We start from the raw sequence: 21,630 nt of genomic DNA on the forward strand, positions 1-21,630 counted from the left end.
CGCCGAGCGTCACCACCGCGCGGGCGGCGCCGGCCTGGTGCAGCGCCTCGGCGGCGGCGGCGCGGCGGCCGGTCAGGGATTCTGCCTCCCCGGCATTGGCGACCACCAGGGCGCAGAGCGGCAGCAGCGGCGCCATATCCCATCGTAGCGGCGCGGTGTTCAGCATCACCTGCGCGCCTCGCGCCAGTGCCGCATGCATGGCGGCCTCGGTGGCCGCGAAGGAGAGATTGCCTTGCAGCAGCAGCATGTCCCGGGGGCCGAGTTCCGCAACCGCCTTATCGGCCTCCCGCACCGAAAGCGCATCGGCGGCGGCGCCGAGGGTGAGGATGCAATTCTCGGCATCGCGCGCGACCATCAGCAGGGAGAGATCGGTGGGCGCATCCTGCGGCAGCAGGGAGAGGCCCGCGAAGGGCTCGGCACCCAGGATGGCGCGCAACTCATCCGCCGCCCCATCCTGGCCCACGGGCGCTGCAAAATGCACGGCGGCGCCGGCGCGGGCGGCCACCACCGCCTGGTTCAGCCCCTTGCCGCCGGGCGCACGCGTCTGGCCATCGGCCACCAGCGTTTCCCCCGCCCGCGGCAGATGCGGCACCGGACAAAGCAAGTCGATGCCGGCATTGCCGAGGACGAGGAGGCGGCTCATGCGCGGGCGCGCTCCACCGCCGCCATGAAGGTCCGCAGCCGCTCGGGGTCCACCGGGTTCCACCAGACGCCATCGCGCTTCAGGTAGCTGGCGACGATCACGGCATCGGCCACCGTCAGGATATCGCCCACATTCTCCGGCGTGACGCCGGAACCCACGGCCACCGGCAGCGCCGTGCCGCCGGCGATGGTGGAGAGTTCCTCCATGGTCGCGGAATCGCCGGTGCGCTGGCCGGTGGCGATGGCGACATCGGCGTCGAAGAACTCGACATCCCGCGCCAGCTCGGGGATCGAGCGATCAGCGGTGATGGCATGGGCGCCGTGCTTCACATGGACATCGGCGAAGATCTTCACCTCGCGCGCCTGCAGCCAGGCGCGGTAGCGCGTGGCGGCGGCGGCGGGGCCTTCCACGAAGCCCTCATTGGCCACATAGGCATTGGCCCATTGATTGACACGGATAAAGGCGGCGCCAGCGGCCTTCGCGACCGCCAGCGCCTGGATGGCGCCATTGGCCAGCACATTGACGCCCACCGTCAGCCCGCTGGCGCGGCGCACGGCATCCGTCATCACCGCCATACCGGCGGCGGTTTCGGGGCCCAGGTGCTCGGGCTTGCTGAAGGGGATGTCGCCATGGTTCTCGACGATCAGGCCATCGACGCCGCCGGCGCGGTAGCGCTCGGCCTCGGCCACGGCGAAATCGACGATCTCCGTCATCGGCTGCCCCTCATAGCCGGGGGAGCCCGGCAGGGGCAGCGAATGGATGACGCCGATCACCGCCTTGCGGCGGCCGAACAGCGCCTCGATGGCATTGGGGCGGGCACGGAAGACGGGTTTGGCGGGCATCAGGCCTCGCGCCCCGCCAGCCAGCCCAGCATGTTGCGCCAGAGGGGCGCGTAGCCGGGCCAGTCCACGAAAGGCTGCGGCAGCCAGTGCGGGCCGACATCGGAAGTCCAGGCCAGGGTGCGGCCCTTGCCATGCACGCCGGTGACCAGCAGCGGGTGGCCGCCCTCACTGGCCGGCAGGCTGGCCAGCACCTCGGCGCCCGGCTTGGCCACCACCTCATTGGCGCCGAGCAGCAGCGGCAGCGGCAGCTCCAGGCCCTTGAAGATCGGATGCGCCTCGGCGCCCGGGGCCAGCTCGGCCACGAAGCCTTCCGGCACCTCGATGCGGTCGTCATAGGGCAGGCATTCCACCGGCAGCACCTCCTCCACCGGGGTGCGGCGCCAGCGGGCTCGGCCGTCGATGCCCTGGAAGCTGAAATAGCCGCCGATCATCGCGAGCCCACCGCCATTGGCCGTCCAGTCGCGGATCAGCTTCAGGCGGTTGGGCACCGGGCGGCCATGCAGCCAGACGGAGGGCGGCAGCAGCAGCGTATTGGCGCCGATGTCGGAGAGCAGGATGACATCGTATTGCGCCAGCCCCTCCAGGGTGAAGGGAAAGCCCTCCGCCGTTTCATGCGCCGGCATGTAGGTCAGCTCGAAGGGGCTGTCGCGCAGCGCCGCCACCAGGGGCTCGGCGCCCAGGTGGAAGGTGACGCTGCCGAACTGGTCGAAGCCCTTGTAGTGGGTGGCGGAGGTCGCCCAGCTTTCGCCGACGAGCAGAACCTTCGTCTTGATCATGCGTGATTGGCTTTCTGTTTTGAGCCTGGGGCCGGATGCCTGCGGCGGCCGGCCAGTGGCGCGACGGAACACCGCTCCACCAGTTCCACGGGCAGGCGGACCGGCATCCCTGGCGGTTCTCCGCGCAGCCGCGCGCAAAGCAGGGCGACGCTGCGGCGGCCGAATTCGGCCACCGGCTGGCGGATGGCGGTGATGGGCGGGTTGAAGAGATGCAGCGGCCCGATATCGTCGAAGGCCACCAGCGACACGTCGGCAGGCACGGAAAGCCCCGCTTCCTGCACCGCCTCGAGAAACCCCTGCAGCAGCGCGCCGCTGCCGAGAAAGAGCGCGGTGGGCCGGTCCGGCAGGGCCAGCCATTCCGCCGCGGCGGCATGCCCCTGCTCCGGCATATGCGGCCCGCTGCTGGTCCAGGCGACGCTGGCGCCGGGCACGCCGGCCACGGCGGCGCGCAGTCCTTCCAAACGCTCCGCGCTGCTCATCAGCCCCTGCGGGCCGCCGATGAAGCCAAGCCGGCGGTGCCCCGCCGCCAGCAGATGCTCGCCGGCCAATCGGCCGCCCTGGATGTTGTCGCAGAAGAGCTTTGGGACGCCTGTGCCGTCCACATCCTCATCCAGCAGCACGATGGATTCCAGTGCCGCGATGCGCCGCGCCAGCGTGCCGTCATCGCCATGGTTAGTGAGGAAAATCAGGCCATCGACCTGGTGGCTGCGCAGCCGTTCCAGGTAATCCAGTTCGCGGTCCAGGCGGTTGAGCGTGGCGCAGAGCAGCAGGCCCATGCCTTCCGCCTCGGCGGCGCTTTCCACCGCGGCGGCGAGATGCGCGAAGAAGGGATTGGCGATCTCCGGCACCACCAGGCCGATGGTGTTGGAGCGGCCGAGACTGAGGCTGCGGGCCAGCCTGTTCGGCTGGTAGTCCAGCTTGCGCACAGCGGCATCGATGCGTGCCGCCGTGGCGGGCGGCAGCGTAAGGCCGGCATTCAGGTAGCGCGAGACCGTCGTGACCGAAACCTCGGCCAGGGCGGCGACATCCTTGACCCGCGCCGGGCGATAAGTGGACTTGCGCAGCATTCCTGTGAATCGCTTTAGTAAACCAGTTTACAAGAATGCGGGTCGGATACGGTCTGTCAACGTCTTTTGTGAGACTGTCAGGAAGGAACGGTGCTGCCGGGTGGTGCCATGAGGCGGGAAGTGCCGGTGGCAGAGGGCGCGCTGGCAAAAGGAGCGTGGGGGCCCGGCAGGGCCCGGGGCATGCCGCGCCTGCGGAAAGGCCCGGCGCAACAATGCGCCGGGCCGTGGCAGTTCAGGCCAGGACGAGATCCTGGCGCAGCGAGAGGCCGTTGTCGGCGAGCTCGGCCAGGAGCACCTGAGATTCCTGCGCGTCCAGGAAGCCCTGCACCACCTGGCCACGGCTGCCGCCGCTGTTCAGGAAGCTGTTCCAGAAGGCCGCACCATCGGCATCGGCGTCGCGGCCAAAGGCATTGTTGTAGAGGCTCAGGATGAAGTCGTTGTTGCTCTGGCTGCCATAGAGCTGCGTGAACTCAGCGGAATTCACGAAGGCATCGGCATAGGACCTTTCGTTGAAGAGGCCGCTGCCGATGTTCTGGGCATGGAACTGCAGTCCGGCGACATCCCCGGTGCGGCCCAGGGCCGCCTCGTAGCCCCGCGCGGCCAGCAGCACATTGTAGTTGGCGACCACCAGGCCATTCGCCGCACCGCCGATATCGGCGGACAGCGCCTCGGCCGCGCCGGCCACTTCGGCCGCCAGCTCACCGCGCGTGGTGCCGGCGGCGAGCGACTGCACGCGGGCGGAGACTTCGCCATCGCCGGCCTCGCGGCCCAGAACCGAGGAATAAATCTTGCGCACGAAGCCGGCATCGTCGAGGCCGCCCAGCACCGCCGAGCCTTCCGCCGAATTCAGGAAACCTTCGGCCAGCACGGCCTTGGACATCCCCTGCTCCACCATCGCGGTCCAGCGCGCGGCGCCCAGGCCATCGCCCTCCCGGCCCAGCAGGGCGTTGTAGAGGCGGTCCACCAGCGCGGCATCGCTGGAGGCGGTGTAGTCGACGCGCGCATCCACCATCTCGGCACGCTCGATGCCGGTGAAGGTGGTCACGTCCGCAGCACTCCAGCCGATGCTGGAGCGGCCTTCGGCGAGGCCCAGCGAGATCGTCACGTCGCCACGGCCGAGGCCGGAGAAGACCAGCCGGTCGAAGCCCGCGCCGCCATCGACGGTATCCATGCCGCCGGTCGCGGTGATGGCGTCGTCGCCGCCGCGGCCGAGGATGACGTTGTTGGCGGAGTTGCCCTTCAGCGTGTCGTTGCCGTCGCCGCCGGTGGCATTCTCAATGACCACGCCGTTGGCGATGGTATAGCCACCGCCCACGAAGGCCGCGTGGCTCAGCACGCCATAGCCCGTCTCGCTCATGTCGAGCGTGGCGGCGGTGAGGTCGATGATGACGTTGCGCTTGCCGGCGACGGCATTGCCATCGGCGTCCATCACGTCATAGCGGATCTCGTCGATGCCGCCGGCATCCCAGATGGATTCCCAGTAGGCCGTGTCGGGCTGGTAGATGATCGATTCCGGAACGCCCGCCTCGTTCGGCTCGCCGCGTACGAAGGGACGCGGGTCGTTCGAATCGGGGAGGATGTAGACGTTGTTCCCCGTCCGGTAGTTCATGTTGGCGCCATAGAGATACTGGATGGCAGCGATGTCGTAGGCCATCGGCGCCGCAGCGAAGCCATGGTCGAGGAAGAAGTCTTCGGCCACCGGGCGCTGGCGCGTCGGCACCAGCTGCACATGGCCCTGCTCGTCGAACTCATAGCCATGGATATAGGACATGACCGAGCCGAACATGTGGTTCAGTTCCAACACACCGAGGCTGCGCTGCCGCTCCGCCGAGGTCATGGTGGAATCGATGCCGGGGAAATAGTTGCCCGCGTATTCGCCGCTGCCGCCGTCATGCGGATGCTTCAGCCCCAGGCCGTGGCCGACCTCATGGATCATGGTGCGGTAGAAATTGCCGCCCGGCTCCAACTGGTCCGGAGTCCATTGCCGCACGTTCACGGCCTCGAAATTGTAGGTGCCGAAGGACTGCGCATTGGGATTGGCGCTGGGCAGGTTATGGGAGGCGGAGACGGTGCCGCCGGCCGTGGCTTGGTCCTGCAGGCGCTCCCGGAAGAGGGCTTCCTCAGCCGTGAAGACCTGCTTGAAGGTTACATTGGCCACATTGGCCCAGCCCTGCACCGACTTCTGCCAAGCCTGCATCTCGAAGGGGCGCCAGTCGTAGGGCGTGCCGGCACCGGTTGCCGGGTTGGTCGGGCCAGGTAGCTTGTCGAAGTAGTAATTGATCACGAAGGGGGCGTTATTCGCCGTCCCATCTTCGTTCGGAGCATTGACGTAATGCCGACCGTTATTAATAAACGCGTCGACAAATACATTGCCGCTTTCGGGCTTTAGCGCAGTGAGAGCCATGATTCCTCCGGACCGGATGATTGGGGGCAGGCCTGCTCTGGCGGCGATTTGTAAATATCGCCGCGAATTACATTCTGACTAAAAAAATTTCATTCGGTCCAGGCTTCCGCGAAAGTTTTTTGTTCCGTTAAAGATACATCACTGAAAGTTTACATACCGGCACAATCTGCTTCACCCATCCCCGAAGCGCCTGGCCTGGGCTACCCTGGCCTCGTCAGCCAGGAGCCGAACCGCATCGTGCAGCCGCTTTCCGACGAGGCTTCACGCCACTTCCACGAAGGCGCCAGCCTGCTGCGGCAGGGGCGGCTGGAGGAAGCCGAGCCGCTGTTCCGGGCCGTGATCGCGCGCCATCCCGACCTGCCGGAAGCCAATGCCACGCTGGGGGCGCTCCTGGGCGCGCTGGGCCGCCTGCGGGAAGCCGAGCCCCATCTGCGCCGCGCCCTGCGCGCGTGCCCCGCTTCGGCGGATGCGCATGGCAACCTCGGCAATCTGCTGCGGGACCTGGGGCGCCTGGAGGAAGCGGAAGCCTGCCTGCGCGAGGCCTTGCGCCTGCGGCCGCGATACCCGGAGGCCCTCAACAACCTCGGCGCCGTGCGGCGCGACCAGGGCGACCATGCCGGAGCCGCGCAGGCCTTCCAGGCCGCGCTGGCGCAAAGGCCCGACTTTCACCTCGCGCGCGTCAATCTCGCGCAACTGCTGCTGCAACAGCACCAGCCGGCGGCAGCGGAATGGCACTACCGGCTGCTGCTGCGCACCTTTCCGCGCGATGCCACGATCCTGGCCGGGCTGGGCGAAAGCCTGCGCCGTCAGGGCCGCCACCAGGAAGCGGAAGCCCATCTGCGCGAGGCCCTGCGGCTGCGGCCGGATTCCGGCGCGGCCTGGGTGGAGCTGGGGAATATCCTGCTCGCCACCGCGCGCCCGGCGGAGGCCCTTCCCTGCTTCCGCTCGGCACTGGAGCGCGAGCCACGGTGGCCGGAAGCATATCTGGGGCTCGGCATCGCCGCGGCGGCCGAAGGGCACTACGCGGAAGCCGAGCAGCATTTCCGGGCGGCGCTGGCGCTGAAGCCCGGCCTGGCGGCCGCGCATAACTCGCTGGGCGATACGCTGCGCAACCGCAAGGCCTTTGGCGAGGCCGAGGCCAGCCTCCGCCAGGCCCTGCAACTGGCCCCGGACCTGGCGGAAGCGCAGGTGAACCTGGCCTTCACCCTGCTGCAGACCGGGCGGCAGGCAGAAGGATGGGCGGCCTATGAGCATCGCTGGCAGGCGGCGCCCTGGGTGCACCAGCCGCAGGACCTGCCGGGGCGGCCCTGGCGGGGCGAGGACCTGGCCGGCCGGAGCATCCTGCTGCAGGCGGAGCAGGGGCTGGGCGACACGCTGCAATTCGTGCGCTACGCCACGCTGTTTCCGCCGCAGGCCCACGTAGTGCTGCGGGTGCAGGCGCCGCTGGTCCGGCTGCTGCAAGGAATGCCCGGCATCGCCCGCGTGCAGTCCATGGAGGAGCCGCCGCCGCCCGCGGACTGGCATTCTTCCCTGCTGAGCCTGCCGCACCGCTTCCAGCACCTGGCGGCACCGGCGGTGCCCTATCTTTCCGCGGAACCATCCCGTGTCGCCCGCTGGCGGGAGCGGCTGGCGCATCTGCCCGGCGCCAGGATCGGGCTGGCCTGGGCCGGCAGCCCCGGCATGGCGGCGGATTCGCGCCGCTCCATGCCCCTGCCCCTGCTGGAGCCGCTGGCCGGGCTTGCCGGCCTCAGCTTCGTCTCCTTGCAACGGGGCCCGGCGGGCGAGGCGGCCTCCCGCCTGCCCATGGAGCGGCCGGCCATGGAGGGCGATGGCTTCGAGGATACCGCCGCCCTGGTCATGGCGCTGGATCTGGTGATCAGCGTCGACACTGCCGTGCTGCATCTGGCCGGCGGGCTGGGCCAGCCGGTCTGGCTGCTGAACCGGCATGACTCCTGCTGGCGCTGGCAAGAAGGCCGGGACGACAGCCCCTGGTATCCCGGCCTGCGGCTGTTCCGCCAGCCCGCGCCGGGCGACTGGGTCAGTGTCGTGCAGGCGCTGCGCGCCGCGCTGGCGCGGCGGGAGTGGCAGGCGGCCGCCCGGCCCGCCTGAGCCCTTGCGGGCGAGGCATCGCCCTGGTGGCGCGCCGCCTTTTCCGTCCCAATCTCGCAACGAAAACGGCAAGGTTCCCGTAGGCTGCTGGAGCGGCGACGGGCAAGGCCGCAGCCCCATGATGCCGGTGGCATAGCTCTAGAAGGGGCCGACCGGCCCGGTGCGACCCCGCGCACCGTGCCTTACGCCCGGGTAGGCGGCTTCGTCCTCGAAAGGGTCGGGCGCGCAGCCGGGCTTCGCGTCATGATTTAGGGGCGGCGGGATGTTGAGCCATTTCTGCTCCATCCTGCAGGCCGGAGCCAGGAGCGCGGCGCGCTTGCTTCATTGCAGCAATGATTGCAATCGCCATCCTGGCTGGTGCAAGCTGGACCCGCCCGAAGCGGCGGCGCCCATGATCGCCCCGGGCAGGGGAGAAGCGTCATGGATCAGCAAGACCCACCGCGCGGTGGCCGTCGTGCCCTCTTGACTGCCGCCGCCGCGGCGCCGCTGCTCGGCGGGTTGAGCGCCAGCGCCCTCGCCGCCGAGATGGGCCGTTCCGAAAAGCCGCTGCGCGCCGCTTTCTCGAATGCCGGGCTGCAGGCGACATGGTGCGCCCAGGGCAAGGCCGCCGCCGAATACTGGGGCAAGCTGTTCAATGTCGATGTCACCTGGTTCGACGGGGAGCTGAACGCCACGCGGCAGCGCGGCGCCATCGACAACATGGCCTCGCAGCGCTGGGATTTCGTGGCCATCCAGGCCTTCGGCATCGGCACGCTGACGGCCCCGGTGCGGCGGATGATCGATGCCGGCATCCCGGTGATCGACATGGACACGCTGATCGCGCCGCTGGACCAGGTGAATGTCCACAGCTTTCTGGCCCCTGACAACGAGTTCATGGGCGCTTCCGTGACCGAGGCGCTGATGCAGGCCATCGGCGGCGAGGGCACGGTCATCATGACCCAGGGCGCGCTGGGCCATACCGGTGCCCAGGGGCGCGCGCGAGGCTTCGATTCCGTGGTCAAGCGCTACCCCAAGGTGGAGGTGCTGGACACCACGCCGGGCGACTGGGACGTGACCAAGGTGGCCCGCATCTGGGACACGCACCTGACCAAGTATCCCAAGATCAGCGCGGCCTATTTCCACAACGACGACATGGCGTTGGCTGCCTACAATGTCATGCGCGCCAAGGGCCGCACCGATATCAAGATCGGCGGTTGCGACGCCATGCCGCCGGCCCTCGCGGCCGTGGCGGATGGGCGCATGCATGCCACGGTCCGCAACCCCTCCTGCCGCATCCATGGCGGCGCCATCATGGCCGGCGTCGCCGCCGTGGTGGCGGGCGAGAAGACCGGCCCGGAGGGCATCCCGAAGCACGTCATCACCGATGGCCCGGTGGTCACCAAGGCCAATGCCGCTGGCATGAGCTGGATGCAGAAGCATTACCTGATCTAGCGGGGCGCGCCGCATGTCCGCCGATCCGCCGCCGCTGCTGGAGTTGCGCGGCGTTTCCAAGCGTTTCGCCGGTGTCACCGCGCTGGATGGCGTGGATTTCACCCTCGGCCGGGGCGAGATCCATGGCCTGGTCGGCGAGAATGGCGCCGGCAAGAGCACGCTGATGAAGATCATCGCCGGCGTGCACGGCGATTACGAGGGCGAGATGCGGCTGGACGGCCGCCCCGTCCGGCTGCGCTCGCCGCGCGACGCGCGCGATGCCGGCATCGGCATGGTGCATCAGGAACTCTCCATCGTGCCGGCGCTCTCGGTGGCCGAGAATGTGCTGCTGGGCCGGCAGCCGCTGAACCGCCTCGGCATGGTCTCCTGGCGCCGGATGCGGGAGCAGGCGCGGGCGCAACTGCATGAACTCGGCATCGATGTGGACCCGGCGGCGCCGGCCGGCTCCCTGCCCATCGGCCTGCAGCAGATGATCGAGCTGGCGCGGGTGCTGCTCTCCGGCGCCCGCATCCTGATCCTGGACGAGCCGACCTCCGCCCTTTCCCCGCCGGAGGTGGAGCGGCTCTTCACGCTGCTGGAGCGGCTGCGGCAATCGGGGCGCAGCGTCATCTTCATCTCGCATTTCCTGGATGACGTGCTGCGCATCTCCGACAATGTCACGGTCTTTCGCAATGGCCACCGCGTCGGCGCCGCTCCGGCCCGCGAGGTGAGCAAGGGCTGGCTGATCGAGCGCATGATCGGCGGCGGGCATGAGCGGCTGGAGGCAAGCTATACCGATGCCCGCATGCTGCCCCCCCGCCCCTCCACGCCCGCCGTGCTGGAGGCCGAGGAACTGGGTGTCGCCGGGCTGTTCGAGGGCGCCTCGCTGCGCGTCCACGCCGGCGAGGTGGTGGGCATCTATGGCTTCATGGGCTCGGGGCAGCTGGAGCTGGCGCGGGCGCTCTCCGGCAAGCTGCCGCTGGACCATGGCACGGTGCGGGTAGATGGCCGCGCGGCGCGGCTCCGCGGCGGCACGCCGGCGGCCAAGCGCGCGGGCATCGCCTTTGTGCCGGAAAGCCGCCGCGCCATGCTCTTCGCGCCAGAGCCGGTCTATCGCAACATCAGCATCTCCATCCTGGAGCGCATCAACCGCCTGCTGCTGCGCCCGCGCCGGGAGCGTGAGATCGCCGAGGGGCATGTGCGCCGCCTCGGCGTGCGGCCGGGGCGGGTGGATCTGCCGGTGGGGCAGCTTTCCGGCGGCAACCAGCAGAAGGTTGCCCTGGCGCGCTGGCTGACCCACCTGCCCCGCGTGCTGCTGCTGAGCGAGCCGACGCGCGGGATGGATGTCGGCGCCAAGGACGACGTGGTGCGCATCGTGCGCGCGCTGCGGGACCAGGGGATCGGCATCGTCGTCGTTTCCTCCGAGCCCGAGACGGTGCTGGCGCTGGCCGACCGCATCCTGGTCATGCGGCGCGGCCATCTGGCGCAGGAATTCGCCGGAGAGGCCGTGGGCAAGGACCGCCTGCTGGAAGCCGCCTGAGGCAAGAGTCCCAAGAGGAAGCCCGATGTCCGCACCGCTGACCGATCCCGCCACGCTGCGCCAGCCGCTCTGGCTCCGCCTCGGCGGGCAGCTCCGCAACCTGGCGCCCTTTGTCACGCTGATCGCGCTGATCCTGCTCTTCAGCCTGCTCAGCCCTTCCTTCGCGACCCTAGGCAATCTCAGCAACATCCTGCAGCAGGTCTCGATCACCGCCATCATCGCGGTGGGGCTGACCTATGTGATCCTTTGCGCCGAGATCGACCTCAGCGTCGCCAGCGTGGCGAATGCCGCCGGTATCCTGCTGGCCTTCTTCACCCTGCAGGATGCCAGCGTGAACATCGCCAATATCCCGCTGCCGGGGCCGCTGGCCATGCTGCTGGCGCTTGCGGGGGCCATGGCGTTGGGGGCCGTGACCGCCTTCGGTGTCACCTGGATCGGCATCCCCTCCTTCATCATGACGCTGGCCATGCTGCAGATCGGCAATGGCATCGGCGCGCTGCTGGTGCGCGGGCAGATCGCCTATAACGTGCCGGACCTGATCGTGGCGCTGGGCAGCGGCTCGATCGGCCCGGTGCCCTGGATCGTGCTGGTGGCGGCGCTGGTGCTGCTGGTGGGCCACCTGGTGCTGACCTACACGCGCTTCGGCCGCTACGTCTACATGGTGGGCGGCAACCGCGAGGCGGCGGAGCATTCCGGCGTGGCCGTGAAGGCCGTGGTGGCGGCGGTGATGATGATCTCCGCCCTCTGCTCCGGCATCGCCGGCATGCTCGGCGTCGCTTATTTCGGCAGCGCGCAGCAGAACCAGTTCGACAATTACCTGCTGGATGCCATCTCGGCCGTGGTGGTGGGCGGCACCAGCCTCTTCGGCGGCCAGGGAGGCATCGGAAACACCATTGTCGGCGTGCTGGTGCTGGGTGTGCTGAACAACGGGCTGGACCACATCCGCATGGACAGCTTCCTGAAAATCCTGATCCGTGGGCTGGTGCTGCTGATGGCGCTGGTGATCAACGTTTATGCCCAGCGCCTGCGCAGCCAGCGGCGCGGGGTGGGCTGACGGCGGGGCCCGCCACCGGGCAGGCCCCACCTTCCGGCCTTATTGGGCCGGACGCACCATCAGGGCGTTGAAGCGCCGCTCGGGGCGCGAGACGACATTCAGGCCCTGCCGCACCGCGAAGTCCCAGGTCGGGTGGAAGAGCGGGATGATGGCCTGCTCCTCCATCGCGGCCTCGATGGCCTTGTGCTCCGCCTGGCGGCGCTTCCCGGCATCCATCTCGGTCAGCGCGGCCGTCACCAGGGCATCCACCTGCGGGTTGCTGAAGCGGGTGCGGTTGGCGGCGCCCAGGCCCGCCTGGGCGTCATTGGTGTGGATCACCGCCCGCAGCCCGTCGCTGGCCTGGTTGACGCCATACTGGGCGGAGAAGGCGCTGTATTCCTGCCGCGTCGCCGCTGCGAAGAAGACCTGGCCCGGAACGCCCTCCACCGTCACGTTCAGCCCGGCGCGGGTCCACATCTGCCCGATGGCCTGGGCGATCTGGCCGTCCTTGGGATAGCGGTCGTTGGTGGCATGCAGCGTCAGGCGGAAGCCGTTCGGGTAGCCGGCCTCCCGCAGCAGGGCCTTGGCGCGGTCGGGGTCGAAGGCCTCGGGCCGCAGATTGGGGCTGGTGCCCTCGAACTCGCTTGGCAGGAACTGGCTGGCCGGGGTGGCGGAGCCTTCCATCAGCCGCTCCGTCAGCGCCTCGCGGTTGATGGAGAGGGAAAGGGCGCGGCGGACGCGCTTGTCCATCAGCGGATTGCCGCGCAGGGCCGGCTGGCCGGGCGCCGCGCTCACGAAGGGGCTCTGCTCGCGCGCCGCATCCAGGGCGATGTATTGCACGACCCCGGCGGTGCCGCTGATGGAGCGGAAGCGGCTGTCGGAGGCGATGCGCTTCTTGTCCGCCGTGGGGACCAGATCGATCCCGTCCACCTCGCCCGCCAGCAGCGCCGCGACGCGGGAAGCATCGCTCGCTACGGTGCGGAGTTCCACCTGCTCCCAGGGCTCGCGGCCCTGCCACCAGGCATCGTTGCGGGAGACGGTCATGGAGATCCCGTTCTCCCAGCGCAGGAAGCGGTAGGGGCCGGTGCCGTTCACCCGCCCGGTGTTGAAATCCGTGGTCGAGGCCCCGGCATCGCGCGCCGAGATGATGAAGACCCGCGCGAGGTCGAAGGGCTGCGTCGGCGCCGGGGCGCTGGTGATGACGCGGACCGTGTGGTCGTCGACCTTCACCACCTCCTTCACCGAGCGGATGAAGGAGGTGAAGAGCGCGGGGCTGTTCGGGACATTCGGGACGCGTGCGATGGTGGCCACCACGTCATCCGCCGTGAAGGGCGTGCCGTCATGGAAGCGCACGTCGCGGCGCAGCTTGAATTCCCAGGTGTGGTTGTCGATCAGGCTCCAGGATTCCGCGAGCGCCGGCTCCAGCTCCAGGCGCTCGTTGATCTGCGCCAGGCCGTCCCAGATCTGCGCATGGGCGGAGGCGGTGGGAAAGCCGTTGAAGAAATGCGGGTCGAGGGTGGTGAGCTGAAGCTTGGTGGCCAGGGTCAGCTTCTGCGCGGCCACCGGCCCGGCCGCGAGGGCCAGCGCGATGGTGGCGGCCGCGGCGAGCGGCTTCGTGATGCGGGTCATGTTTCTCTCCCTATGAAGTTTCCGGGGCCTTTGGTCCCGCTGGCGTTTCAGGCGAGGGTGACGCTGGCCTTGTCGCCGGTGATGTCCATGGTGACGCCGAAAGGCGCGGACAGCGCGGCGAAACGGCGCAGGATGCTCTGGCCTTCCTCGCCCCCGGCCAGGCGGGGGCGGCCGCGCAGATGCCGCGCCTCGCCCAGGCCCAGCGAAACGGGGTGGATCTCAATGCCGGTCAGCCGCCCTTCCGCATAGGTGCAGACCGGCATCACCGTTTCCCAGAAGCGGCGGTCGGAGGGGAAGCCCTTGCGGTCGTCATCGGTGCGCTTGCGGTAGACGGCGGCGGGCGTCAGCGCGGGGTCGGCGCGGAAGCGCTCATAGGAATCCATCGGCAGCCGGGCCACCAGCTCGTTCTGCCCGATGAAATTGCCGAGGCTGTAGAAGATCGGCTTGCCGCGATGGATCTCCATGCCGCGCAGCAGGTGCGGGCCATGGCCCACCACCATGTCGGCGCCTTCGTCGATCATCTGCCGCGCGAAGGCGACCAGGAATTCCGCCGGGTCTTCCTTGCTGGCGCCCTGCTCATGCGCATGCACGCTGACCATCACCACATCGGAGACGAGGCGCGCCTCCCGCACCCAGCGGGCGATGGCGTCGAGGTCCTTGGCCTTGGCCTTGGTCCGCAGGGCCACGCTGTCGGAGGCGCTGAAGACCAGGTCGCCCAGCGCCACGGCATCGGGGTCGTCGAGGGGGAAGCCGAAGCCAAGCTGGATCTTGCTCTGCCGCTGCTTCTCCAGGCCGAGCTGCTCCACGACCTCTCGCAGGGTCCCGAGCTGCGCGGGCGTCACCTGGTGCACGGTATCGAAGCGGAGCGGGTTGAGGCCGGGGCGGCCCTGCATCTCGGCGGTCTGGAGCCCCGCTTCCTGGCCCTTGGCGAAGGTGGAGGCGCAGGAGAGCATCGCGACGGTGCCATGCGGATGTTCGCGATAGACCGGCATCCGCGCCTCGCCCAGGTGCCGGCCGATGCCGGCATGGAGGACGCCGCGCCGGTCCAGTTCCTCCTGGGCCGCGAGCAGGCCGGAGATGCTGTAGTCCAGGCAATGGTTGGTCGCTGCGGCGAAAAGATCGAAGCCGGCATCGACCAGTTCGTCGATCACCCAGGGCGGCGCGGCGAAATGCGAGCCGCCGCTCTCCAGCGCCGGATCGCCGCGATAGCCATTGGGCAGGCATTCGAGATTGGTGAAGGCCACATCCGCGTCACGCACGAGGTCGAACAGCGGGCGAAGCTCCGCATCCGTCAGCGAGCCGAGGCGCCGCATGAGAATACTGTCGCCCGTCAGGGCGATCCGGAGCGGCTGTTTCGGCGTCATGAAGTGACTTCTCCTGCTTTCCTGGCCATCGGCCCCATCGGTGAGCCTTGACGATTTATTACGGGATAAATTCCGCTTCGGCCTAGGGGACTTGAGCTTGGCCGCGGGAATGATTCGCTACCCGCATGACGGGGCCGCGGGTGCCTCGGCTTGCGAAGGCGGAGGCCGGCGCGCCGCTGGCCCGCGGGTTGCGATCCGCGATGGCGGAGGGAGTGGGAGGGCGGATGGCGGTTCCGCAGGAGGCCACCCGGGGCGGATGGACGGCGCCATGACGGGTAGCCGCCTGCTGCCTCGGTGGCCTTTTCGCGCCTTTCAGCGTAACCGGCATCGCAGGTGCGCGGGCTTGGCCGCAGGCAGGTGGCGTCAGCGCTCCGCCGGCTGCGGGCCCGGTGCTGCATAGCGCAGCCCATCGATGAAGATATCGGCCGTCCGCAGCACATTCCGCCGCCAGTCCGGCGTATCCTGCATGTAGCACATGCCCACCAGGGCCCGCAGGACCTCCTCGGCGCCGATATCGCCGCGCATCTCCCTGGCCGCTACCGCGCGCCGCAGCAGGCGGTCCAGCGCGGCCACCATCTGGTCCAGCATGCAAGCCGCCAGATTGGAGGAACTCTGCGCCACGATGGCGAGGGCGGCCGACATGCCCTTCTTCACCGCCACAAAGCCGATCAGCGCATGCACCCAGCGGCGGACCGCCTCCACCGGCGGTGACGCCTCGCCTTCCAGTTGCTCCGCCAGTGCCGCCAGTTGCTGCACTTCACGGCGGTAGATTGCCTCGAACAGGGCCTCCCGTGTCGGGAAGTGGCGGTAGAGGGTGCCGATGCCGACCTCCGCCTGCCGGGCTACTGCTTCCAGGCTGGCTTCCGCCCCGCCCTGGTTGAAGACCTGGGTGGCCGCTTCCAGCAGGCGCTCCCGGTTCCGCTGCGCATCGGCCCGCGGCTTGCGGCCGCTCCTGACGAGTTGATCCGCCATGTCTCCCCGACTGCCCTGTGCCGCTTGCTAAGCGGAGGGACCCTCCGTATAAATCATCACATAGCGCCGGGCCCTGCGTAAGAACCCCCGCATGGCCTGCCTTATCTGGTCCGCGCCGAAGCGGCCAGCAACTTCGCAAAGCACCAGACCCCGTTTTCAGACCTGCCCTGCCACCGCCCTTATCAGGAGCGCCGCATGAGTCTGTCCATCTCGCTGAAGGTGAATGGCGCCCCCCGGCGGATCGCGCTGGATGACCCCCGCGTCACCCTGCTCGACCTGCTGCGCGAGCGCCTGCACCTGACCGGAACCAAGAAGGGCTGCGACCGCGGCCAATGTGGCGCCTGCACCGTCCTGCTGGACGGGCAGCGCATCAATTCCTGCCTGGCCCTGGCGGCCAGTTGCGACGGCGCCGCCGTGCAGACCATCGAAGGCCTGGCGGAAGGCCAGGCGCTGCACCCTGTGCAGGCGGCCTTTATCGCCCATGACGCCTTCCAGTGCGGCTATTGCACGTCAGGGCAGATCATGAGCGCCATCGGCCTGATCCAGGAAGCCCAGGCCGGAGATGACCCTGAGCGGGTGCGGGAGGCGATGAGCGGCAATCTCTGCCGCTGTGGCGCCTATGCCGGCATCACCGCCGCCGTGCTGGAAGCCCAGGCCCGGCTGGAGAACGAGCAGCGGGATCAAGCCGCATGAAGCCCTTCGAATATCTCCGCCCCGGCAGCATCGCCGAGGCCGTGGCCGCTGGCGCCGCGCCGGGGGCCGCCTATCTCGCTGGCGGCACCAATCTGCTGGACCTGATGAAGGGCGGTATCAGCCTGCCGGACCGGCTGGTGGATATCACCCGCCTCCCCGGCCTGGACCGCGTGGAACCCAGCGCCGATGGCGGGCTGCGGATCGGCGCCCTGGTGCGCAACGCCACCCTGGCGCATGATCCTGGCTTCGCCCGCGCCTATCCCGCCGTGGCGGAGGCCCTGCTCTCCGGCGCCTCCGCGCAGTTGCGCAATGCGGCGACGGTGGGTGGCAACCTGCTGCAACGCACCCGCTGCGCCTATTTCTATGACCCCGCCAGCGCCTGCAACAAACGCCAGCCCGGCAGCGGCTGCGACGCCCGGGGTGGCGAGAACCGCCTGCATGCCGTGCTGGGCTGGAGCGAGCATTGCATCGCTACTCATCCCTCCGACTTCTGCGTCGCGCTCGCGGCGCTGGGCGCGGTGGTGGAGATCGCCGGCCCGGCCGGCACGCGCGAGGTGTTGCTGGAGGATTTCCACCGCCTGCCCGGCGAGACGCCCGAGCGCGAGACGGTGCTGGAGCCCGGCGAGCTGGTCACCGCGCTGCGGCTGCCGGCCGATGCGGCGGGCTTCGCTGCCCATGCCCGCTACATCAAGCTGCGGGAAAGGACCTCCTACGCCTTTGCCGTGGTCTCCGCCGCCGCCGCGCTGCGCCTGGAAGGCGGCGTGATCGCCGAGGCGCGGCTGGCGCTGGGTGCCGTGGCGCTGAAGCCCTGGCGGGCGCATGGCGCGGAGCGGCTGCTGGCGGGCCAGGTGCCGGGACCGGAAGTCTTCCGCCGCGCCGCCGCCCTGGCGCTGGAGGGCGCCACCCCTTCCGGCGACAATGGCTTCAAGATCGAGCTGGCCCGGCGCATCGCCTTGCGCGTGCTGCTGCTGGCGGCCTCCGGCACGCCGGAGCGCCTGCCGGCGCTGCCAGCCTCCCCCTTCTCCCATCCGGCCGGAGTGCCGCTCCATGCCTGATTCCAATACGGCGCCCCTGCAACGCCGGCACGGCTCCAGCATCGGCCAGCCGCTGACGCGGCAGGATGGCTTCCTGAAGGTCACGGGCGCGGCGCGCTATGCCGCCGACAACCACCCGCCCGGCCTGCTGCATGCTGTGCTGGCCAGCAGCAAGATCGCGCGCGGCCGCGTGGCGGGGCTGGATGTCGCGGCGGCCAGGGCGCATCCCGGCGTGGTGGAGGTGATGACGCCCGCCAACCGCCCGCCGCTGGCCACAGACCCGGATGAGCGGACCAGCCCCTTCGCCTTCAAGCTGGATGTGCTGCAGAACGACCGCGTCCGCTATGCCGGCCAACCCATTGCCGTGGTGATCGCCGAGACGCTGGAGGCCGCGACGGAAGGCGCCTGCCTGCTGGCGCCGCGCTACGAGGAAGAGAAGCCGCAGGTCGCCCTTGAGGATGGTGAGCCTTTCACGCCCGCGGTCGTCGGCCCTGGCTACCCGGCAGAGGAGGAGAAAGGGGATGCCGCCGCCGCGCTGGCCGGTGCCGCCCGGCAGATCGAGACGCGCTACGACACGCCATCCCAGTTCCATAACGCCATGGAGCCGCATGGCATCGTCGCCCATTGGGAGGGCGACCGGCTGACGCTGGATACGCCCACCCAGGGGCTGGCGATGGCGCAGATGCGTGCCGCCGAGCTGCTGGGCATCCCGCCGGAGAATATCCATATCCGCAGCCCCTTCCTCGGCGGTGGCTTCGGCTCCAAGGGCTTGCTGGCGGGGCCGCAGATGCTGGGCATCCTGGCTGCGCGGCTGGTGGGGCGGCCGGTGAAGCTGGTGCTGCAGCGGCCGCAGATGTATGGCCCGGTCGGCCACCGCGCCGCGACGCGGCAGACACTGCGGCTGGGCACCGATGAGAGTGGCGCCTTGCAGGCGATCGACCATCACGTGCTGACCCATTCCAGCCGCTTCGACGATTTCTTCGAGCCCGCCGCGGCCGTGTCGCACACGCTCTATGCCAGCCCCGCCATCCGCACGCGGCATGAGGCGGTGCGGCTGGATGTCGGCACGCCGATGTTCATGCGTGCGCCCGGCGAGGCCAGCGGCAGCATCGCACTGGAAAGCGCGATCGACGAGATGGCCTGGGCCTGCGGCATGGACCCGCTGGCCTTCCGGCTGAAGAACTATGCTGAGGTGGAGCCGATCTCGGGCAAGCCCTTCTCCTCCAAGGCGCTGCGGGAATGCTATGCGCAGGGGGCGGAGCGCTTCGGCTGGGCCTCCCGCCCGCTGGCGCCGCGGCAGATGCGGGACGAGGCCGGCCTCCTAGTGGGCTGGGGTGTCGGCACCGCCACCTTCCCGGCGCTGATGTTCCAGGCGCAGGCGCGCGCCGTGCTGCGGCAGGATGGCAGCGGCCTGATGGAGACGGGCGCGCATGACATGGGCCAGGGTGCCTGGACGGCCCTGGCGCAGATCGCCGCCGATGGGGTCGGCCTGCCGCTGGAGCGGGTGGAATTCCGCGCGGGTGACTCCCGCCTGCCGGATGCCGGCATCGCCGGCGGTTCCGGCCATACCGCCACGGCGGGCATGGCCATCCATGGCGCCGGCGCTGACGTGGTCGCGAAGCTGGCGGCGCTGGCGACGGGAGACGAGCGCTCGCCCCTCTTCGGCGCCGACAATGCCGGGGTGGTGGCGCGTGATGGGAGGCTGCACCGGCGGGACGACGAAAGCCGTAGCGAGAGCTACCAGGACATCCTGCAACGCGCCGGCCTTGCCGAGATCGAAGGGCGCGGCAACAGCGCCTCCGACCCCGCGGCACAGGCAACCTATGCCATGCATGCGCATGGCGCCGCCTTCGCCGAGGTGAAGGTGGACCCGGAACTCGGGCAGGTGCGGGTGACGCGGCTGGTGGGCGCCTTCGCCGCCGGGACCATCATCAATCCGCGCATGGTGCAGAGCCAGTACTATGGCGGGATGATCTGGGGGCTGTCCTTTGCCCTGCTGGAGGGTGCGGCTCTGGACCATCGCAGCGGCCGCGTCATGAATGGCGACCTGGCGGAGTACCATGTGCCGGTGAATGCCGATGTGCCCTCGGTCGAGGCCATCCTGGTCGCGGAGCGCGACCCGCATGTCAATGCGCTCGGCATCAAGGGCGTGGGGGAGATCGGCATCACCGGCTCGGCCGGGGCCATCGCCAATGCGGTCTGGCATGCCACCGGCAAGCGGGTGCGGCGCTTCCCGGTGAGCCTCGACCAGTTGTTGTGACGGCGGCGCTTAGCGCGCCTGCGCCGCCATCCGCACCGCAGCATTGGCGGCGCCGAAGCCGGTGGCGCCGCGCCGCTCGATGATCTCGAAGAAGAAGCGGCTCTCGAAAGCACGCGAATAGACGTGGAAGAGTTCGCCGCCGGCATCGCGGTCATAGAGCACGTCGTGCCGGCGGAGTTCTTCCAGCAGCGCCTCCTCCAGGCCCCAGCGGGCGGCGAGGTCGTCGTAATAATTGGGCGGGATCGGCAGGGTGCCGAATCCGCCTTCCCGCAGCCGGCGCACCGCGTCGAAGATATCCGTGGTCTCGAAGGCGATGTGGTGCACGCCCGCGCCGGCGAAGGCGGTGAGGAAGCGGCCGGTGGTGGTGTTGCGGCTTTCGGAGATGTTCAGCGGCAGCCGCAACGCCCCATCGGCGCTGACCATGGCGCGGCTGCGGATCAGCCCCTGCGGATCGGCGATCTCCAGGATCGGCTGCGGCTCCAGCCCGAAGACGGCGCGCCAGAAGAGCACGAAGCTGTCCATGCTGCCGGTGGGCAGGGCATGGGCGACATGGTCCACCCGGGTCAGCGGCCCTTCCGCGCCATGCGGCAGCGGCAGGAAGTCGTCTTCCCAGGAGGTCGCGGCCTCGGCCTCGTCGATCAGCAGCACCAGCGTGCCGTCGGAGGCGCGGATGCCGGCCAGGGGCCATTCATCCGGCCGCCGCCGCTCCTGCCATTCGGAACAGAAGAGCGCGCGGGCGCGTTCCAGCGCGCGGGCGGCATCGTCCACCCGCACCGCCATGGCACAGACGGAAGGGCCGTGAAGTTGGAAATGCTCGGCGGCGGCGCTGTCCTGCTCGCTGTTCAGCACCAGGCTGACATCGCCTTGGCGGTAGAGCAGCACATCCTTGCTGCGATGCTGCCCTTCCAGGCGGAAGCCCAGGGTCTCCAGGAAGGCGGCCAGCTTGGCCCGCGCCGTCGGGTCCACGGCGAATTCGAGGAAGGCGAAGCCGCTGCTGCGCGGCGGCGCCGGCAACTCCAGCACGCCAGCCTGCGCCTCCGCCAGCGCCAGGGACCGCAGCCCGTCGCGCGCGTTCAACCGCGCCGGCGCCGAGCGGAACTCGTCGTTGAAGACTTCGAGCGAAATGGGGCCGCGATAGCCGGAGCGCACCACGGCGCCGAGGAAGCCGCCGACATCCAGCTCGCCCTGGCCAGGGAAGTTGCGGAAGTGCCGGCTCCAGGAGAGCACATCCATGCTCAGGCGCGGCGCATCCGCCAGTTGCACGAAGAAGAGCTTTTCTGCCGGGATATCGGCGATGCCGGCGGGGTCGTCACCAATGGACAGGGTGTGGAAACTGTCCACGATCAGGCCGAGTGAATCATGCCCGGCTTCCCGCACGATCTTCCAGGCATGGCCCCAGCGGCGCACATGGCGTCCCCAGGCCAGGGCCTCGTAGCCGACGCGCAGGCCCCGGCGTGCCGCGCGCTCGGCCATTTCCGCCAGGTCGGCGGCGGCGCGGGCGTCGTCGTCGATCGCGGCTTCCTGCACATTGCTGCAAACCAGCACGAGATCGGTGCCCAGCGCCTGCATCACGTCGAACTTGCGCTCGGCACGGTCCATGTTGCGGGCGCGCTGCGGCTCCGGCATGGCCTCGAAGTCGCGGAAGGGCTGGAAGAGCGTGATGGCGAGGCCGAGCCCTTCCGCCACGCGGCGCACATCGGCGGGGGAGCCGTCGAAGGTCAGCAGGTCGTTCTCGAAGATCTCGACCCCGTCGAAGCCGGCCGCCGCGGCGGCTTCCAGCTTGTCCAGCAATGTGCCGCTGAGGCAGACCGTGGCGATGGAGCGGGGGAAGCGGCGCGCGGCATGGGGCATCGG

At 69.5% G+C, this 21,630-nt stretch carries 16 protein-coding genes; 7 read left to right on the forward strand and 9 right to left on the reverse strand.

Translation table 11 applies throughout. The annotated features are described in order from the left end of the window. The 5 genes from IBL25_RS01165 to IBL25_RS01185 all read right to left on the reverse strand — a co-directional run. Window positions 1–643 (reverse strand): PfkB family carbohydrate kinase (locus tag IBL25_RS01165; RefSeq protein ID WP_187776725.1); only part of this gene is annotated, 643 nt, incomplete at its 3' end. After that, entirely contained in the window at window positions 640–1,485 is an 846-nt protein-coding gene (locus IBL25_RS01170) for a BtpA/SgcQ family protein (RefSeq protein ID WP_187776726.1), read from the reverse strand. The genes IBL25_RS01165 and IBL25_RS01170, both read right to left, overlap by 4 nt. Then, window positions 1,485–2,261 (reverse strand): glutamine amidotransferase, encoded by a 777-nt coding sequence (locus IBL25_RS01175; protein ID WP_194433572.1) that lies wholly within the window; start codon window positions 2,259–2,261, stop codon window positions 1,485–1,487. Before IBL25_RS01175 ends, IBL25_RS01170 begins: the two co-directional genes overlap by 1 nt. Continuing rightward, a complete protein-coding gene (locus IBL25_RS01180) occupies window positions 2,258–3,328 on the reverse strand; it encodes a LacI family DNA-binding transcriptional regulator (RefSeq protein WP_187776727.1) in 1,071 nt (356 codons plus the stop codon). Before IBL25_RS01180 ends, IBL25_RS01175 begins: the two co-directional genes overlap by 4 nt. 232 nt (window positions 3,329–3,560) lie before the next feature. Next, complete coding sequence (locus IBL25_RS01185; protein ID WP_187776728.1) at window positions 3,561–5,612, reverse strand: DUF4214 domain-containing protein; 2,052 nt, start codon at window positions 5,610–5,612, stop codon at window positions 3,561–3,563. Window positions 5,613–5,969: 357 nt separating this feature from the next. Between IBL25_RS01185 and IBL25_RS01190 the strand changes: the two genes are divergently transcribed. The 4 genes from IBL25_RS01190 (at window position 5,970) to IBL25_RS01205 (ending at window position 11,845) form a co-directional block, all read left to right on the forward strand. Beyond that, entirely contained in the window at window positions 5,970–7,841 is a 1,872-nt protein-coding gene (locus IBL25_RS01190) for a tetratricopeptide repeat protein (RefSeq protein WP_187776729.1), read from the forward strand. 420 nt (window positions 7,842–8,261) lie between these two features. Next, a complete protein-coding gene (locus IBL25_RS01195) occupies window positions 8,262–9,272 on the forward strand; it encodes a sugar ABC transporter substrate-binding protein (RefSeq protein ID WP_187776730.1) in 1,011 nt (336 codons plus the stop codon). Between the two features lie 13 nt (window positions 9,273–9,285). Further along, window positions 9,286–10,791, forward strand: a complete 1,506-nt coding sequence (locus tag IBL25_RS01200; RefSeq protein WP_187776731.1) for a sugar ABC transporter ATP-binding protein — start codon at window positions 9,286–9,288, stop codon at window positions 10,789–10,791. A gap of 25 nt (window positions 10,792–10,816) precedes the next feature. Beyond that, window positions 10,817–11,845: an ABC transporter permease gene (locus tag IBL25_RS01205; RefSeq protein WP_187776732.1), complete on the forward strand. Its 1,029-nt coding sequence runs from the start codon at window positions 10,817–10,819 to the stop codon at window positions 11,843–11,845. A 39-nt stretch (window positions 11,846–11,884) separates the two neighbouring features. Here IBL25_RS01205 and IBL25_RS01210 read toward each other — a convergent pair whose 3' ends face one another. The 3 genes from IBL25_RS01210 to IBL25_RS01220 form a co-directional block, all read right to left on the reverse strand. Next, window positions 11,885–13,453, reverse strand: coding sequence for an ABC transporter substrate-binding protein (locus IBL25_RS01210; protein ID WP_187776733.1), 1,569 nt, complete (start codon window positions 13,451–13,453; stop codon window positions 11,885–11,887). 47 nt (window positions 13,454–13,500) lie between these two features. Next, window positions 13,501–14,817, reverse strand: coding sequence for a CapA family protein (locus tag IBL25_RS01215; protein WP_187776734.1), 1,317 nt, complete (start codon window positions 14,815–14,817; stop codon window positions 13,501–13,503). A 363-nt stretch (window positions 14,818–15,180) separates the two neighbouring features. Next, entirely contained in the window at window positions 15,181–15,789 is a 609-nt protein-coding gene (locus IBL25_RS01220) for a TetR/AcrR family transcriptional regulator (RefSeq protein ID WP_187776735.1), read from the reverse strand. Between the two features lie 195 nt (window positions 15,790–15,984). On the opposite strand from IBL25_RS01220, the gene IBL25_RS01225 reads away from it, so the two are divergent. The 3 genes from IBL25_RS01225 to IBL25_RS01235 are packed head-to-tail and all read left to right on the forward strand — an operon-like array spanning window position 15,985 to window position 19,776. Next, window positions 15,985–16,482, forward strand: coding sequence for a (2Fe-2S)-binding protein (locus IBL25_RS01225; RefSeq protein ID WP_187776736.1), 498 nt, complete (start codon window positions 15,985–15,987; stop codon window positions 16,480–16,482). Then, window positions 16,479–17,537 carry an FAD binding domain-containing protein gene (locus IBL25_RS01230; protein ID WP_187776737.1) on the forward strand — a complete coding sequence of 353 codons (1,059 nt, stop codon included), beginning with the start codon at window positions 16,479–16,481 and terminating at the stop codon, window positions 17,535–17,537. The genes IBL25_RS01225 and IBL25_RS01230 overlap by 4 nt, the downstream gene beginning before the upstream one ends. Further along, window positions 17,530–19,776, forward strand: a complete 2,247-nt coding sequence (locus IBL25_RS01235) for a xanthine dehydrogenase family protein molybdopterin-binding subunit (protein WP_187776738.1) — start codon at window positions 17,530–17,532, stop codon at window positions 19,774–19,776. The genes IBL25_RS01230 and IBL25_RS01235 overlap by 8 nt, the downstream gene beginning before the upstream one ends. A 9-nt stretch (window positions 19,777–19,785) precedes the next feature. On the opposite strand, the gene IBL25_RS01240 is transcribed toward IBL25_RS01235, so the two are convergent. Beyond that, complete coding sequence (locus tag IBL25_RS01240) at window positions 19,786–21,627, reverse strand: bifunctional sugar phosphate isomerase/epimerase/4-hydroxyphenylpyruvate dioxygenase family protein (RefSeq protein WP_187776739.1); 1,842 nt, start codon at window positions 21,625–21,627, stop codon at window positions 19,786–19,788. Between the last annotated feature and the right edge of the window lie 3 nt (window positions 21,628–21,630).

This window comes from Pseudoroseomonas ludipueritiae (assembly GCF_014490445.1).
GTDB lineage: Bacteria > Pseudomonadota > Alphaproteobacteria > Acetobacterales > Acetobacteraceae > Pseudoroseomonas > Pseudoroseomonas ludipueritiae.